This window comes from Micromonospora haikouensis (assembly GCF_000876225.1).
GTDB lineage: Bacteria > Actinomycetota > Actinomycetes > Mycobacteriales > Micromonosporaceae > Micromonospora > Micromonospora haikouensis.
The window spans coordinates 1700132-1714799 of the sequence record NZ_JXSX01000001.1; the positions used below are offsets into that span (position 1 = coordinate 1700132).

Annotated in this window: 11 protein-coding genes; 5 read left to right on the top strand and 6 right to left on the bottom strand. The window is 70.5% G+C overall.

The genetic code is table 11. From position 1 onward, the window contains the following. Nucleotides 1-46: 46 nt before the first annotated feature. Together TK50_RS07610 and TK50_RS07615 are read right to left on the bottom strand one after the other, a co-directional pair. Nucleotides 47-3010 carry an AfsR/SARP family transcriptional regulator gene (locus TK50_RS07610; RefSeq protein WP_043962087.1) on the bottom strand — a complete coding sequence of 988 codons (2964 nt, stop codon included), beginning with the start codon at nucleotides 3008-3010 and terminating at the stop codon, nucleotides 47-49. A 104-nt stretch (nucleotides 3011-3114) separates the two neighbouring features. Continuing rightward, nucleotides 3115-4125 (bottom strand): EamA family transporter, encoded by a 1011-nt coding sequence (locus tag TK50_RS07615; protein ID WP_043962088.1) that lies wholly within the window; start codon nucleotides 4123-4125, stop codon nucleotides 3115-3117. 136 nt (nucleotides 4126-4261) lie between these two features. Here TK50_RS07615 and TK50_RS07620 point away from each other — a divergent pair, with 136 nt between their 5' ends. Beyond that, nucleotides 4262-4918, top strand: coding sequence for a CGNR zinc finger domain-containing protein (locus TK50_RS07620; protein ID WP_043962089.1), 657 nt, complete (start codon nucleotides 4262-4264; stop codon nucleotides 4916-4918). 1177 nt (nucleotides 4919-6095) lie between these two features. Here TK50_RS07620 and TK50_RS07625 read toward each other — a convergent pair. After that, nucleotides 6096-6878: an IS5/IS1182 family transposase gene (locus tag TK50_RS07625; protein ID WP_043962090.1), complete on the bottom strand. Its 783-nt coding sequence runs from the start codon at nucleotides 6876-6878 to the stop codon at nucleotides 6096-6098. A 134-nt stretch (nucleotides 6879-7012) separates the two neighbouring features. On the opposite strand from TK50_RS07625, the gene TK50_RS07630 reads away from it, so the two are divergent. Further along, the gene (locus TK50_RS07630; RefSeq protein ID WP_052503651.1) at nucleotides 7013-7600 is read left to right on the top strand and encodes a hypothetical protein; all 588 of its coding nucleotides are present in this window, start codon (nucleotides 7013-7015) and stop codon (nucleotides 7598-7600) included. A gap of 48 nt (nucleotides 7601-7648) precedes the next feature. On the opposite strand, the gene TK50_RS07635 is transcribed toward TK50_RS07630, so the two are convergent. Beyond that, nucleotides 7649-8872 (bottom strand): helix-turn-helix domain-containing protein, encoded by a 1224-nt coding sequence (locus TK50_RS07635; RefSeq protein WP_241773950.1) that lies wholly within the window; start codon nucleotides 8870-8872, stop codon nucleotides 7649-7651. Continuing rightward, complete coding sequence (locus tag TK50_RS34360) at nucleotides 8869-9012, bottom strand: hypothetical protein (RefSeq protein WP_199485977.1); 144 nt, start codon at nucleotides 9010-9012, stop codon at nucleotides 8869-8871. The genes TK50_RS07635 and TK50_RS34360 overlap by 4 nt, the downstream gene beginning before the upstream one ends. A gap of 229 nt (nucleotides 9013-9241) precedes the next feature. On the opposite strand from TK50_RS34360, the gene TK50_RS07645 reads away from it, so the two are divergent. From TK50_RS07645 to TK50_RS07655, 3 genes are read left to right on the top strand one after another with little or no spacing between them, the layout of a single operon-like run. Then, on the top strand, nucleotides 9242-10090 hold the full coding sequence (locus tag TK50_RS07645) for a DUF5753 domain-containing protein (protein WP_043962092.1): 849 nt from the start codon (nucleotides 9242-9244) through the stop codon (nucleotides 10088-10090). Then, nucleotides 10080-10268: a DUF397 domain-containing protein gene (locus TK50_RS07650; protein WP_043962093.1), complete on the top strand. Its 189-nt coding sequence runs from the start codon at nucleotides 10080-10082 to the stop codon at nucleotides 10266-10268. The genes TK50_RS07645 and TK50_RS07650 overlap by 11 nt, the downstream gene beginning before the upstream one ends. A 60-nt stretch (nucleotides 10269-10328) precedes the next feature. Continuing rightward, complete coding sequence (locus tag TK50_RS07655) at nucleotides 10329-11126, top strand: GntR family transcriptional regulator (RefSeq protein ID WP_043962094.1); 798 nt, start codon at nucleotides 10329-10331, stop codon at nucleotides 11124-11126. Nucleotides 11127-11162: 36 nt separating this feature from the next. Here TK50_RS07655 and TK50_RS07660 read toward each other — a convergent pair whose 3' ends face one another. Further along, nucleotides 11163-14591 (bottom strand): helicase-related protein, encoded by a 3429-nt coding sequence (locus tag TK50_RS07660; RefSeq protein ID WP_043962095.1) that lies wholly within the window; start codon nucleotides 14589-14591, stop codon nucleotides 11163-11165. Nucleotides 14592-14668: the final 77 nt, after the last annotated feature.

The window sequence follows — 14668 nt, forward strand, 5'->3', positions numbered from 1 at the left end:
GCGCGGGGCGGGGCCGCCGGTGGGACAGGGCGGCCCCGCCCCGCGCCTACCCGGACACGTCCGCGAGGGCGCGCAGCGCGCGGGCGTGCCACACCCGCGCCTGCAACTCCCCGAAGATGTCCGCCGCCCGGCGAAGCTGGTCCGCCGCCTCCGCCCGGTCCCGGTCGGGCAACTGGGACAGCTCGTACAGGGCCTGCGCCTCCACCACCCGCTCGACGACCTGACCGGCGATCTGCCGGGCCCGGGTCAGCATCGCCCGCGCCTTCGCGAGCCGCCCGTCGCGGCCGTACACGACACCGAGACCGTGCAGGGCGTACGCCTCACCCGTGCGGTCGGAGGCGGCCCGCACGATGTCGAGCGTGCCCTGGAACGACTCCTCGGCGCGGCGCAGCTCGCCGGAGCGCAGATACAGCTCCCCGAGCCGGTGCAGCACCTGCGCCTCGACCCGCCGGGCCCCCGCGTCCCGGCAGATGGTGAGCGCCTCGCCCAACAGGGCCTGGGCGGCGGCCGGATCGCCCTGCTCCAGCCGGATCCCCGCGATGCTCACCAGCACGTGCGCCCGGCCCACCAGGTCACCGACCGAGCCCAGCCCGGCCAGCGCCGCCTCGTACCCGCGCAGGGCCGCCCGGTCGTCGCCGCGCAGCCGGTTGAGGTAGGCGAGGTTGCGTTCCACCAGCGCCACCCCGTGCCGCTCGCCGAGGGGACGCAGGATCCGCAGCGCGGCGGTGAACATCCGCTCGGCCTGCCCCGGGTCCCGCAGGAACATGTGCATCGCGCCGAGGGAGTGCAGCGTTATCCCCTCACCGCGCCGATTGCCGCTGCGCCGCGTCGCCGACAGGGCGATGTCGGCGGTCTCCGCCCACTCGTCGAAGTAGCTGCGGGCCTCGAAGAGCGTCACCAGGGTGAACGCGAGATCCCAGCACAGCTCGTCGAGGCCGAGGGCGTCGGCCTGCCGCACGGCGGAGACCAGGTTGCGCCGCTCCAGCTCCAGCCAGTCCATCGGCCGCCCGAGCAGCCCGTCGGTGACCGTACGGGGCACCGGCCAGCGGGCGGCAGCGCCGTGCACGATGGTGAAGTCGCCCCCGTACTCCCGGCGGTGTGCCTCCTCGGCCACGGCGAGCCAGGCGCCGAGCACGTGCCGCACCAGCGTCTCGCGCTCCCCGGCCGGCTCCTCGGCCAGGAGGCGCTCGCGGGCGAAGACCCGGACGAGGTCGTGCAGCCGGTAGCGGGTCGAGCCGCTCTGCGGGTGGCCGTGCGCCTCCAGCAGCCGCACGTCGACCAGCTGCTCCAGCAGGTCCTCCAGCACCGACGGCGGCTCGTCGAGCAGCGGCGCGGTCACCCACAGCGGGAAGTCCTCGCAGTCGAGCAGCGCCAGCCGCCGCAGCAGCCGCCGGGACCGCTCCGGCAGGCTGTGGTAGCTCAACCCGATGGTGGTGCGGATGCACAGGTCGCGGTGGACCAGCTCGTCGAGGAGCTGCGACTGGTCCCGCAGCCGGTCCACCAGGCGGCTCACCCGCCAGTGCGGCCGCGAGGCCAGGCGGGCACCGGCGATGCGCAGCGCCAGCGGCAGCCACCCGCACAGCCGCGCCAGCTCGTCGGCCTGCACGGGCTCGGCGGCGATCCGGTCGCCCACGATCTGGTGCAACAGGGCCACGCTCTGCTCCGGCGTCAGGGCATCCACGTCGACCTCGTGCGAGCCGGCGAGGGTGCCGAGCCGGGCCCGGCTGGTCACGATGACCGCGCAGCCGTCCGTGTTCGGCAGCAGCGGCGCGACCTGCGTCTCGTCGGCGGCATTGTCCAGCAGGATCAGCACCCGCCGCCCGGCGAGCCGACTGCGGTACAACCCGATCCGCTCGGTCAGGTTGTCGGGGATCGCCGGACCGGCCACGCCCAGCGCCCGCAGGAAGCGGTCCAACACCTCCGCTGGGCGCTCCGGGCTGGGCGACGGCCCGCCGAGGTTGGCGTAGAGCTGGCCGTCGGGGAACCGGTCCACCAGCGAATGCGCCACGTGCACGGCCAGGCTGGTCTTGCCCGCCCCGCCCGGGCCCGTGATCACCGCGAGCGGGGCGAACCCCCGGTGCCCCGGGTCGGCCTCGGCGGTCAGCAGGTCGCGGATCTCGCCGACGAGCTTCTGCCGGCCCGTGAAGTCCGCCAGGTCCCCCGGCAGCTGGTGTGGAACGTCCGGACCGTGCGCACCCGGCGACGCGGGCCCCGTGGCGGCGACGGGCGGCGTGACCGGGGACGCGGCGGGCGTCGCCGGAAGGTCGAGCTGGGGCGCGCGGGACAGGATGGCCCGCTCCAGCCGGCCCAGCTCCGCGCTCGGCTCCATGCCGAGCTCCTCCACGAACAGCGCCCGCGCCCGTCGGTACGCCTTCAGCGCGTCGGCCTGCCGGTCGGCCCGGTAGAGCGCGAGCATGAGGTGGGCGTGCAGCCGTTCCCGCAGCGGATGCCGGGCGATCAGCGCCTCCAGCTCGCCCACCAGCTCGTCGTGGCGGCCGAGCGTCAGCTCCAGCCGGATCCGCTCCTCGACGGCCGCGCCGCGCCGCTCGTCGAGCCCCCGCCGCCACGCCTCGACCGGCTCGCCGGGCACGCCGGCCAGGGTCGCGCCGTACCAGAGCGCGTCGGCGGCCCGCAGCCGGGCGACCGCCTCGGCCACCTGGCCCTCGCCGCCGAGGTGCCGGCTCTCGGCGACGAGCAGCTCGAACCGCCCCGCGTCCAGCTCCGTGGGGGCCAGCCGCAGCAGGTAGCCGCCGAAGCGGGTCTCCAGGGCGTCCTTGCGGCCGACCTCGCCCAGCAGGCGGCGGAGCTGCGACACGCAGATCTGGATCTGGGAACGGGCCGTGGACGGGGGATGGCCGTCCCACACCGTGTCGATCAGATCCTCCACCTGGACCGCCCGACCCCGGTTGGCGGCGAGGATGGCGAGGACCGTGCGGGCGCGGAGCCCGGGAATGTCGAGCCGGCGGTCTTCGTGGGTGATCTCGATTGGCCCAAGGACCCGTAGCTGCACGACCTTCCCCTGACCGTCGCCGAGTGTCCACTCAGGCTAACAGTGGGTACTTGCCGCCGCAGTGGCGCGAAGCGGCGGCGGCCGGTGGCGCGTAACCGGCCTCCTCAGCCGACCCGGAGCCGCTGCAGGTGGACCACCGCGCCGATGACCAGCAGGCCACCCGCGATCTGGACGGCGTTGAGCGACTGGCCGAGCCAGGTCCAGGCGAGGACCGCGCTGAACACCGGCTCCAGGCAGATGTTCACCGCCCCCGCGTGCGGGCCGACCCGGGCCGTGCCCCAGGAGAAGAGCACGAAGGGGGCGAGGGTGCCCAGGATCGCGACGAAGAGCACCCCGGGCAGCAGGTCGTGCCGCCCGACGATCTCCGGCACGCCCTGCGGCGCGAAGTAGAGCAGCCAGGCTACACTGGACACGGCGAACGCGTACGTGTTGGCGCGCAGCGCGCCGTACCTGCGGGTGGCCCGGCTGCCCAGCACCGAGAAGGCGGCCACGCCGACGGCGGTGGCGATGCCGAAGCCGACCCCGAGGAGGTTCACCTCGCCCAGCGGCGTGGTGGGCAGCTCCACCACCAGGGCCACCCCGGCGAGGGCGACGACCAGCCCCAGGGCGATCGCGACGCCGAGCCGGCACCGGCCGAGCACCACCAGCCACCCCACCACGAACGCCGGGGCGAGATTCTGCAACACCATGGCGACCGCGACCGGCAGGTGGCTGATGGCCAGGAACAGGCACGCGTTGGCCACGGCGATCGCCAGGCCGAACGCGACGACCAGCGGCCAGTCGATCGGCTCCGTGCGCCTCGGCGTGCCGGGACGGCGGCGGGCCAGGGCGAGCAGCAGGCCGAGCCCGGCGAGGCTGATCAGGGTACGGGCGGCGACCAGCTCGGCGGGGCGCAGCCCGGAGTCGAACAGGTCGCTGGCGACGGTGCCGCCGAAGCCCCACAGCGCGGTGGCGACGCACACGGCGAGCAGCCCGAGCCGTCGCGCGCCGGGGTCGGGCGCTTCCTCGTCGGGGTCAGGGCGGGCGTCCCGCTCCTCGCGGTGGGCTTCCCGCTCGTCGGGATGGGCGTCCCGCTCGTCGGCGGACGAGGGGTTCAGGTCGGCGGATGCCGTCATGGAGTCACCTCGGCGTGGTCGTCGTGCGTGTCGGTCCGGTTGCGGACGGTGGTACCCGGTGCGATGCCGACTGTAACCTCTAAACTTCTTGAGTGGTTACCGACGTGTGGGATGGGACGATGTGGGAGGTGGGACCGTGAAGCGCCAGGAGGCACCCGGCCGGCTGGAGGTCGTCCGGTCCTTCGTCAACACGCTCGATCTGGAGCGCGGCGTCGACGAGCTCGACACGGTCGAAGGGCTGGCCGGCTGGCTCGCCGCCGCTTCGTCACTTGCCGCTCTCCCTGCTGGGTCGCCCCGGCCTGGTGGGTCAACCCGGCCGGGCGTGCCGCCCGCGCTGACCGAGGCGGACCGGCGGGCGGCGGTGGAGTTGCGCGAGGCGCTGCGCGACACCATCGCCGGCACCGGGGCCGCCGCTGTTGTCCCCCTCGGGCCCTCCGCCCCCCGGGTTGCTGCCCCCGCCCCGGCGGCTCTGGAGCGGCTCAACCGCGTCGCCGCGCGGCTGCCCGTACACCTGCGGTTCGCCGACGCCGCGACGCCGCAGTTCGTCCCCGAGCGTGCCGGCATCGACGCGGTGCTGGCCGGGCTGCTCGGCGTGGTGGCCGTCGCCGCGCTCGACGGCACCTGGGGTCGGCTGAAGATGTGCCCGGCCGAGGACTGCCGGTGGGTCTTCTACGACCACGCCCGCAACCGGACGGGGGTGTGGTGCCAGATGGCCGAGTGCGGCAACCGACGCAAGGTACGCGAACACCGGACGCGGCAGCGCGCCGCGTCGACCACGCCCCGTGAGGTGTAACTGGCGGGGTTGAAGACGAGGATTCGGCAGATCTTGGAAGATTTCGGCCCCTGGAGGGGCCATTTCGCTCCAAGATCTCCCAGCCCCACCCACGATCTTGCGGTTGCGGCCCCACGATAGGGCGTGTTGTTCCTTTTGTCGGGGCCGCAACTGCAAGATCGCGGGGCAGGGGGCGGTAGGCGGTAGTGGCCGTCGATGGTGAGGGTCGACGCACGGCGTTGCCGGAGGCGGGGCGGTCCTACCTGCGGGCGGCGGTCGGCTGTGGGCTCCGCGTGGAGCCTCCTGCCTGCTGTTTCGCCCGCACGTCACCACCGGCACCTTTTCGGCGTTAGCAGAGCGACGTACCAACGTTGGTGTCCCCGAATTGCTATCAACCATGACAAATGCATTCCACTCTCCTCAAGCGGACTTCGTGGCCCCAGAGGTGCTTTCGTCGCGTAGCTACAATGCGGCTGCCGCTGTCAGGGCGCACCAGGGAGAGGCGCGGATGCTGGGAATTGCGAGGAAAGTCGTGACGACGATGAGCATCTGGCGTAGAAGTCTGTGGCGCTATCGGGTCACCACTGCGGGAATTGCGCTGACCTCCTTCGGGGCCGCCACCGCGATCCACAACCCTCCTGTTGCGATCAGCGTGCTGGCGGCAACTGCCGGCTGTTTCGTTTCCGTGCTGGAAATCCGTGCCAATCGTCGCCGGGCCCGGTTGGTGCGGTTCCAGTCGCGGGACGGCGACGACTACAGCGACCTGTCGAGTCAACTCAGCAGTCTGGGGACCATCGTCAAAAGCGCACACGACGTCGGCGTGGTCATGGCGAAAGAGTGCGCGCGGCTCCGCGACCAGCCCGTCAGGGCCGAGCTTGAAACCTCGCCATATCGCCTCCCTCGCGAGCTCAGGATCTGGTCGTTCGACTTTCTTGCGCGTCGTGCCCGCGTCGCTGCCATGTACAACGGTGACATTATCGGCCTGGCCTCCGATGTGCCATCCGGTGACGAGGACGCGGCTGTCAAGCTGAGGCCCGGCCGCTATTTCGACTTCTTTTGCAGCAACCTGATGGCTCCGTTCGACGTATGGGGAACGGGTAGGAAGCTGCCGCTTCTGCGGGGAAGGGAGTTGATCCTCGACCAGGGTGGGAAACTGCTGACCTTTCGGCGCAGCCGACTCGCCAACACTGAGCCCTTTTCATCCTGCGTAGCGGTTGGCTTCGACGTGGTGCAGAACGAGGATGGCCTGCACGATCGGAGTCGATCGCCGTGGGCAGCAGCGCAGCTTGGCCAGGACCTTCCAGGTCTTGAGGGTGGCGATCGCGCGTTCGCCACGGGCGCGGATCTTCGCGTGTGCCCGGTTGACGGCCTTCTGCCGGCGTGACAGCTTCGGCCGAAAGCGGTGCCGTTTGAACGGGGTACGCACGCTGCCGCGAGCACCCTGGTAGCCCTTGTCGGCGAAGGTCATCACGTTCGCGCTGGTCAGCGCCTCGATGATGCCGTGGGTGCGGGCGGCGGTCAGATCATGGACCGAGCCGGGCAGCGCCGGTGAAGCCCAGACGAGGCGGCCGGCGGCATCCGCGATGACCTGCACGTTCACGCCGTGGCGCTTGTGTTTCCCGGAGTAGTACGGCTTCTGGTCGGCGACCCGGTCGATCGGGATCAGGGTGCCGTCCAGGATCGCGTACGCCAGTCGGCGGATCCGGTGCATGGCGGTGGCCAGGTCATCGGCGGCCGTCGCGAGCAGGGCTATCGCTTCCTGGACATACCGCCATGCGGTGCTCACGCCGACGGTGAATCCGGCAGCGAGGCGGGTGTAGGTGTCGCCGTTGCGCAGATGAGCCAGGGCGAGAAGTGCCTGCCGTCCCGCGTCGAGGCGCCGCCACCTGGATCGGCGCTGGTGGCGGTGGCTTCGGATGCGATCGGCCAGGTGGTTTAGGGTCCGGCTGGACAACGAGATCGTGGACGGGTAAGACAGCACAGGCGAGGCTCCCGGTCGGGGCATCGGGTTTTGGTCGATTTGCTGTCTTACCTGGAGCCTCGCCCTCATCGATCGGCGGCCCAGAGCTACCAGCCTGACCTGCAAGATCAGGTTGGAAAGGGCTCACTGTCGGCGTGTCCTCGCTGGCCTTCACGGCGGACGGCCAACTGATCCTCGTGGCCCAGGCCAAGGACAATGTGGGCAGCCCTGGCCTCATCGCCCCGTCCGGCTCTGGCGCTCTTGAACCCCGCGACGTGCCACAGGAAGGCACCGGGCTGACGCTCGGAGACATCGTCCGCCGCGGTGCGGAGCGGGAGTTGCGGGAGGAATGCCACATCAGCGAGCAGGACATCGAGGTCAGCGCGATCGTGGGGCACGGTCGGTGGGTCAGCCGGGGTGCCATGCCGGAATTCTGCGTGGTCACCCTGCTCCAACTCACCAGCGACGAGGTGCTCGATCGGGCTGTCCGGCTCGTCGAGCGCCCCTACGTCACCGAGGTGCTGGCCGTCGACCTGGCACCGATCACGAGATGGAACCCGAGGAAGCCGTTGGCCATGCTGCCGGAAGAGATCAGAGGATCGGCGTCATGGCCCCTTGCCCTCGGCCTGGCCTGCCTGGCTCAGTCCATCCTCGACCAGGACCAGTCGTGGCCGCTGGGGCAGGAGTTGATGCAGCGGCTGCCTGCCCAGAGGCAGCGACGGCCTGTGCGTGAAGGCGCGTGACCGAGGCCGCCCTCATTTCAGATGGCCGACGTCGAACGGGAAGATCGGTCACCTGCGGGTCAGGCCGACGGTGGCGGCGAGGCGGGCCACGTCGGCGGCGGTGGGGCCGGCGCGGAGCACGGCGGTCAGCGCGGCGTGGGCGGCGGGGCGAAGGCGGGTCTCGGCCGGGGCGATGCCGTCGGCGGTGACAAGGGCGCGGCCGGCGGCATGATGGTCGCCGAGGTCGAGGTGGGCGCGGGTGATGTCGACGAGGTGGGCGGCCCGATGCTCGGCGGGGAGCAGACGCCATGCGTCGTCGCCGGTGGCTCGCCGGTGGGCGGCGACGGCCAGATGGTGGTCGCCGAGGCGCATGGCGGTCAGTGCGCGGGTGAGTTCGACGGTGGTGGGGCCGAACCCGATGCCGTCGTGGTCGTCGTGATGCCGCTCGCCGTGGCTGGCGGCGAGCTGGGCCGCCCGCTCGGTGAACTCGGCAGCGGCGGCGACGGCCCCGCACGAGGCGGCGGCGAGAGCGGCCTCGGTCAGCAGGGTTCCTGTCAGCGCGGGCTCCTCCGGCAGGAACGCCCGGGACCGTACGAGGTCGAGGCGGTGCACGGCGGCCGCGGCGGCACCCATCGCCAGCTTGCCCTGACGTAGCGCCCGGAGCGCCTGGGAGACGGAGACCGCTGCCAGGCCGGCCAGCCGTGGATCGTCGGCGGCCCCGCTCATCGCCCGGTCGGCCGCCAGCCACGCCAGGTCGGCCTTGCCGAGCTTGACCAGCACCTGGGCGGCGAGCCGATAGACCCGCACCGGCAGGTCGGCGGCGGACGCGTCGCCAGCCGCGCGGGCGTCGGCGAGCAGGTCGGGCAGCATCCGCAACACCTGGGCGTGGTGGCCGTTGCGGTACGCCGTCCAGGCGTACCCGATCTGGTCGGCAGGCTGGCGCGGCGACGACGCCGGCGGGCCGTCGCCACCGATTCTTGGTACGTCGTAGCGCGCCAACGCCTCGCGCACCCGCTCCACGGCGCTGCCGGTGTCGGTGCCGGCGGCCGAACCCCGCTGGGCCCTGCCGCCGAGCAGGACGGCCGGGGCGACCCCGAGGGTTGCGGCCACCGTCTCGATCACCGAGAACCGATCGAGGGTACGGACGCCGCGCTCGACCTTGTCCACCCAGCTCTTCGACCTGCCGATCCGGTCGGCGAAGACCTGCTGGCTCATGCCCCGGCTGACGCGCAGCTCCGCCACCCGCCGCCCGATCGGCGGCTCGTCGCCGGTGCGCCGTGTAGGCCGGGTCACCGCTCCCGCTCCGTCGGCGGCATGGCCAACGTGGACTCCCCGCAGCGCGGACACCACCGCGACTTGACCCGGAAGGCCAGCAGCCCGAGCAGGAACCCCGGCACCAACCCGCCGAACACGATCGACACAACTTCGGACATCACGATCACTCTCACCTCTGGCAGGGCGGGAAAACGGGCGTTGCCGCGCCGCCCTCGGCCGTGCAGCTTGACCTGCTCCGCGAACCTCACGCTGCGGAGCGATCCGTGGGCGTAATGTGTCCAGGGTTGCGCATCAAGTGATGCAAGGCAAGTCCTTGTTCTGCGTCAATCTCCGATTAGCATCGGACTCGGGGCACACGAGTGGACGGGTCTGAGGCAGAATCGCGACATGCCTCGATTCACGCCAGCGACACCGCGCTCCCGCCGCCTCGGCCGGGAGCTGCGCAAACTCCGCGACGCCAAAGGTCTGACCGGTGAGGACGCGGCGAAGCTCGTCCGCTGCTCGTCGTCACGGATCAGCCGGATCGAGTCCGGCGAGATCAAGCCCCGTGCGGGCGACGTCATGGAGCTGCTGGTCGCGTACGGCATGAGAATCGACGAGGAGCCCGCCACGTCCCTGCTCGAACAGGCCCGCGACCTGCGCGAGGAAGGATGGTGGCAGCGCCTCGGCGGCCGGTACGCGACGTACATCGCCTACGAGGAAGAGGCCGCCGAGCTGAAGAACTTCGAGCCTATGTTGGTGCCGGGGCTGTTGCAGACCGAGCGCTATGCCCGCGAGGTCAACATGATCGGCCGGGAGTCCGACAAGGACACCATCAGCCAACGCGTCGCCGCCCGGATGACCCGGCAGAAGGTGTTGCATCGCGAGCCCGCGCCGCTTCGGCTGCACGCCATCCTGTCCGAGGCGGCGGTGCGCACGGAGGTCGGTGGCCCGGAGGTCCTACGCGAGCAGCTTGACCAACTGGTCACGTTGAGCCGCCTGCCCAACGTGACCATCCAGGTCCTACGCTTCGAGGCCGGCGCCCACCTGGCGGTCAGCAGCGGTTTCGCCCTGCTCGCCTTCGAGCAGGACGAGCCACCATTGGGCTACGTCGAGACCCTGGCCGGTGAACTGTTCCTCGAATCGGCTCGCGACCTGGCGCGGCTGACTGACGCGTACGACAATTTGAAGACGCTGGCACGCTCGCCGGCCGAGTCCGTCAAGTTCGTCAAGGAGCTGATCAGGCATGAGGCGTGACCTCTGGCGCAAGTCGACCCGATCCGGGAACAATGGCCAGTGCGTCGAGGTGCGCGACCGGGGTGCTCAGATCGACGTGCGTGACTCGAAGTTCCCTGCGGCCGCCGTGCTGAGCTTCGACCCGGTTGCGTGGGCGACCTTCACTGACAGCCTCAAGGTCGACGGTATCCGCGCGTAACTGAATCATTGCCGTGGTCGTCTTGACGCAAGCCGGTGCGGCAAATCCAAGGGGTCATCCATGGCCGGCAAGGAACCGCCCAACTACCTGCGAGTCGTTGACGACCTGCGTAGGCGGATCCTCTCTGGCGAGCTGGCCCCCGGCGACAAGCTCCCCACCGAGAAGGAACTCCAGCAGCGCTGGGGCTTCTCCACCACGATCGTCAAGCACGCCCTCACGCTGCTCCGCAGCGAAGGACTCATCGAGGGGCGGCGCGGGTCGGGCAACTACGTTCGCGACCGGACACAGCTCGTGCGTCGTGCCCACTCTCGGGACATGCGCAAGCGCATCGGCAGCACTTCGCCGTTCGCCCGGGACAGCGAAGCCGCAGACAGGCGGCCGAGCTGGGAGGCGCACAGCGAGAGGATCCCGGCAGCACCGCAGACCGCAGAGCGGCTCGGCATACAGCCCGACGAGCCGGTCATGTTCACCAGGTACCGCTACCTGGCTGACGGGGTCCCCATCCAGCTCGCCTACTCGTACGAGCCGCTGGCCATCACCGGCGGCACGCAGGTCGAGTACCCGGAGCAAGGTCCGGTCATCGGTGTGGTTGCCCGCATGGACTTCATCGGCGTGGCCATCGACAGGTTCGTGGAAGAGGTCACCACTCGGCCGGCGATGCCCGAAGAGGCGGAGGCCCTCGGACTCGACCGGCGCGGCGGCATGTGGGTGATCGCGGTCGAGCGCACCTACTACGCCGGGCAGACCGCAGTGGAGACCGCCGACATCGTCTTTCCCGGTGACCGCTACCGGCTCGTATACGAGGTGCCCGTCGATCCCTGGTCGCCACCTTGCAGTCCGAGACGCCCTGACAACTAGACCTCGCCGAACTGAGGTGTCCCCTAGCTTTATAACTCAGAAAGGTGCCGAGCCGGCGGCCCAGGCCTTGGTCCAGCTGGCCCGGATGCCGGTCGCGGCGAGGTCGCCGAAGCTGACGCCCGCGAAGGGGTCGGCGACGTACCGAACCTGGTCGTGCTCGGGGCCGGCCTTGCTGACGGTGACCAGTGCGAGCCGGTAGTGGGGGACGGCGTTCTTGCCGGTGACGACCTCGTTGTGGGTGACGTAGAAGTCCTCAGCACCCTCGATGCGGGCCTTGACCTCGATGCGGATCGAGGCGCTGCCGTCGGTGGGGATGGACAGGATGTCGTACCCCGGGTTGTTGAATGCCTGTTCGCGCGGCTCCCGGCCGAGCGCGCGCTCGGCGGCGAGCACCAGCTCGACGCCGCGCCGCTCGACGGCCTTGGTTTCCTTGGCATGGATCGGCGCCTCGGCGGGGATCTCGGCGTCGACCATCGACAACGGCAGCACGAGCGCGGCCGTCATGATGCGCGGCGGCTTGGTCACCAACTGAGCCTGCTGGTCGAGCAACGCCAGCCGGGCCTGCCGGCGGACCTGGAGCTCCTGCGCCTTGCGTATCAGGCTGTCGGAGCTCTCCTTCGGCTTCGTGCCGGCTTGCTCCTTCTCCTGGGCGGCGATCGCCTCCCCGGTCAGCCGGTTCGACTCGTGCGCCAAGCGCTGGTCGACCCGTGCCCGGGTGCGCTCGATCTCGGCGAGGCGGCGGGGCGAGACCTCGGCCAGATAGTCCTTGAGCTGGTGCCCGATGATCCAGGTGCGGGCCCGGGCCTCGGCCTCACCAAGCCATGGCAGCTTCAGTGCAGCGGCGACAGCCGGGGTTCGCGGGGCGGCCACGCAGTCGAGGTACGGCGCAGGTCCGGCTGGCCTGACCTGGCCGGTGGCGTCGACGTAGGCGTAGCCGAAACGGCGGGAGATCGACTCCCCGGTGCCGTCGACCACCTCCTCGACCACGCCTACCAGGAGGGCCGGCTCCTCGATCTCCGGGGAGACGAGGACGGTGCCCCGATCGAGAACCGGCCGGAGCTGGGTGATGGTGAGTTCGGCTACGGCGTCGTGGAGGGGATGGCCGGGGGCGAGCAGGTCGGCGCGGGGCTTGTCGGCCACCTCGATGCAGTCGAGCTCGAACGTGACCCGTTCGTAGCGGGTGGCCACCGGCCCGTGCCTGGTGACGGCACGTACGGCAGCCGGAACATGGGTGATCTCGTAGCGGCCACGCTCGCGCCTGGCGAGCCGGCCGCCGAGGCGCTGGAAGGCGAGGCGGAAGGCCCACTCGATGTAGTGGGGTTGCAGCCGGCGGGCGCGGGCCTCCTCCATGAGCCGCTGCACCTGGGCCAGGTCGGCGTCCGACATGGCGTCGTGGGTGAGCGCGCGTTCCTCGAGGAGTTCCTTGAGGCCGTGGGCGACCGACGCGTCGATGACCTGCTCCATCTTGGCGCGGGTCTCGGGGAGGTCGCCGTAACGAATAGCTTTGATCAACAGGTCGCGCAGGGGCGTTTCGTCGAAGGCTGCGCCCAAGACGTCGAAGACCTTGCCGCCATAGGCCTTGCGCTGCTCCTCGACCTTCTGCAACAACCGGGTGAAGACCTCGCCCTCGCGGGTGTTGGCGGCCACGAGATTCCACAGCCGGCACACCTCCGTCTGCCCGATCCGGTGGATTCGGCCGAAGCGCTGCTCGATCCGGTTGGGGTTCCACGGAAGGTCGTAGTTGACCATCAGGTGGGCGGCCTGAAGGTTGAGCCCCTCACCGGCCGCGTCGGTAGCCAGGAGCACCTGGCAGCCCGGGTTCTTGGTGAACTCCTCGGTGACGGCCCGACGGTCGGCACGGCGGACCCCGCCGTGGATGGCCTGCACCGTGTCCGGCCTGCCGAAGAGCGAGCGGATCTTGCGGGCCAGATAGTCGAGGGTGTCGCGGTGCTCAGTGAAGATGATCAGCTTGCGTGGTGTGTCGGCGTCGGGATTGATGAGGTCGTTGTCCACCAGGATCTTGCGAAGCTCGACCCACTTGCGGTCCGTATCGAGCTCACGGACGCGGCGGGCGACCCGGATGAGCTCGTCGAGCTCGGCCAGCTCGGTGTTGAGTTCGGCGATCGTGCGGGCTGCCGTTGCGGAGTCGAGCAGTTCCTCTTCGAGCTGCTCGACTTCCTCGGCGCTGTGCTCGTCGTCGTCCCAGTCCTGCGGATCGATCGGGGTGGGCTCGTCGCCGACGCCCCGGCCGTGGAGCAGGTCGTCTCGGCGTCGCCTGAGTCGTTGGGCGCGGCGCACCAGGGACTGATGGATCGCCTCTGGGCTGGAGGCCAGGCGTCGCTGGAGCACCGTCAATGCGAAGCCGACCGTGTTACGGCGCTTGTCGTCCAGCCGCTCGGCCCGGTTCATCCCCTCGCGCACGTATTCAGTCACGCGCTCATAGAGGCCCTGCTCGTCAGCGGTCAGTTCGTAGGGGATGGTTTGGGCGATGCGTTCGGGGAAGAGCGGCTTGCCCTCGAAAGTGAGCAGGTCCTCCTTGACCATGCGGCGCATCAGCCCGCTCGTGTCCGCGTTGTGGACGCCGGCGTTGAACCTGCCCTCGAAGCCGTCGCGTTCGAGCAGGGTGAGGAAGAGCTGGAAGTCCTCCTCCTTGCCCGCGTGCGGCGTGGCTGTCATCAGCAGCAGATGACGCGTGCGGTCGCGCAGGCTCTCGCCGAGCTGGAAACGCCGGGTCTTGTTGACCTTGCCGCCGAAGTAGTGCGCGCCCATCCGGTGCGCCTCGTCGACGACGACGAGGTCGAATTCGGCGTCGTCGAGGTGCGAGGCCAGGCCGTCGTTGCGCGCGAGCTGGTCCATCCGCGCGATGAGCAGCGGATGCTGCTCGAACACGCTCGACCCGAGGGCGGCGTCAACCATGGCCGTGGAGAGGATGTCGAAGCGCAGGCCGAATTTGAAGAACAGCTCGTCCTGCCACTGGTCGACCAACCCGCCGGGCGCCACGATCAGGCAGCGTTTCACGTCGTCGCGGAGCAGGAGCTCCTTGATGTAGAGGCCCGCCATGATCGTCTTGCCGGCGCCGGGGTCGTCGGCCAGCAGGAACCTCAGCGGCATGCGGTCGAGCATCTCGCCGTAGACGGCACGGATCTGGTGAGGCAACGGCCGCACGTCGCTGGTGGCCACCGCCAGCATCGGGTCGAACAACCCGGCCAGGGAGATCCGCTGGGCCTCGGCGACCAGCCGAAAGTCCTGAGCGTCGGCGTCGAACGGGCGGCTGCCCGCGTCGGAGAGGCTCAGCTTGGTCTCGTCGGCCCGGAAGAGCACCTGCTGGCGCAGACTGCCGTCGAGGGTCTTGTAGGTCAGCTCGACGGCAGTCTGGCCGTGCCACTGCGCCGCGAGCACCGAGACTGTCTCGCCGGGCACCACCCCGCTGACCCGGAGGCCGGGCGAAAGATCCTCGAGCCGCACCAGTCACCTCCAGACCGACAACCCGTAGAGCCTACGGGCGAGCACCGACACTACTGACGACCGGGAAATCGGCACAG

Excerpts from the sequence above, each read along its gene's own strand:
- TK50_RS07615 (WP_043962088.1), bottom strand. The coding sequence starts at position 4,125 with ATGACGGCATCCGCCGACCTGAACCCCTCGTCCGCCGACGAGCGGGAC.
- TK50_RS34360 (WP_199485977.1), bottom strand. The coding sequence starts at position 9,012 with ATGTCCGAAGTTGTGTCGATCGTGTTCGGCGGGTTGGTGCCGGGGTTC.
- TK50_RS07645 (WP_043962092.1), top strand. The coding sequence starts at position 9,242 with ATGCCTCGATTCACGCCAGCGACACCGCGCTCCCGCCGCCTCGGCCGG.
- TK50_RS07650 (WP_043962093.1), top strand. The coding sequence starts at position 10,080 with ATGAGGCGTGACCTCTGGCGCAAGTCGACCCGATCCGGGAACAATGGC.
- TK50_RS07655 (WP_043962094.1), top strand. The coding sequence starts at position 10,329 with ATGGCCGGCAAGGAACCGCCCAACTACCTGCGAGTCGTTGACGACCTG.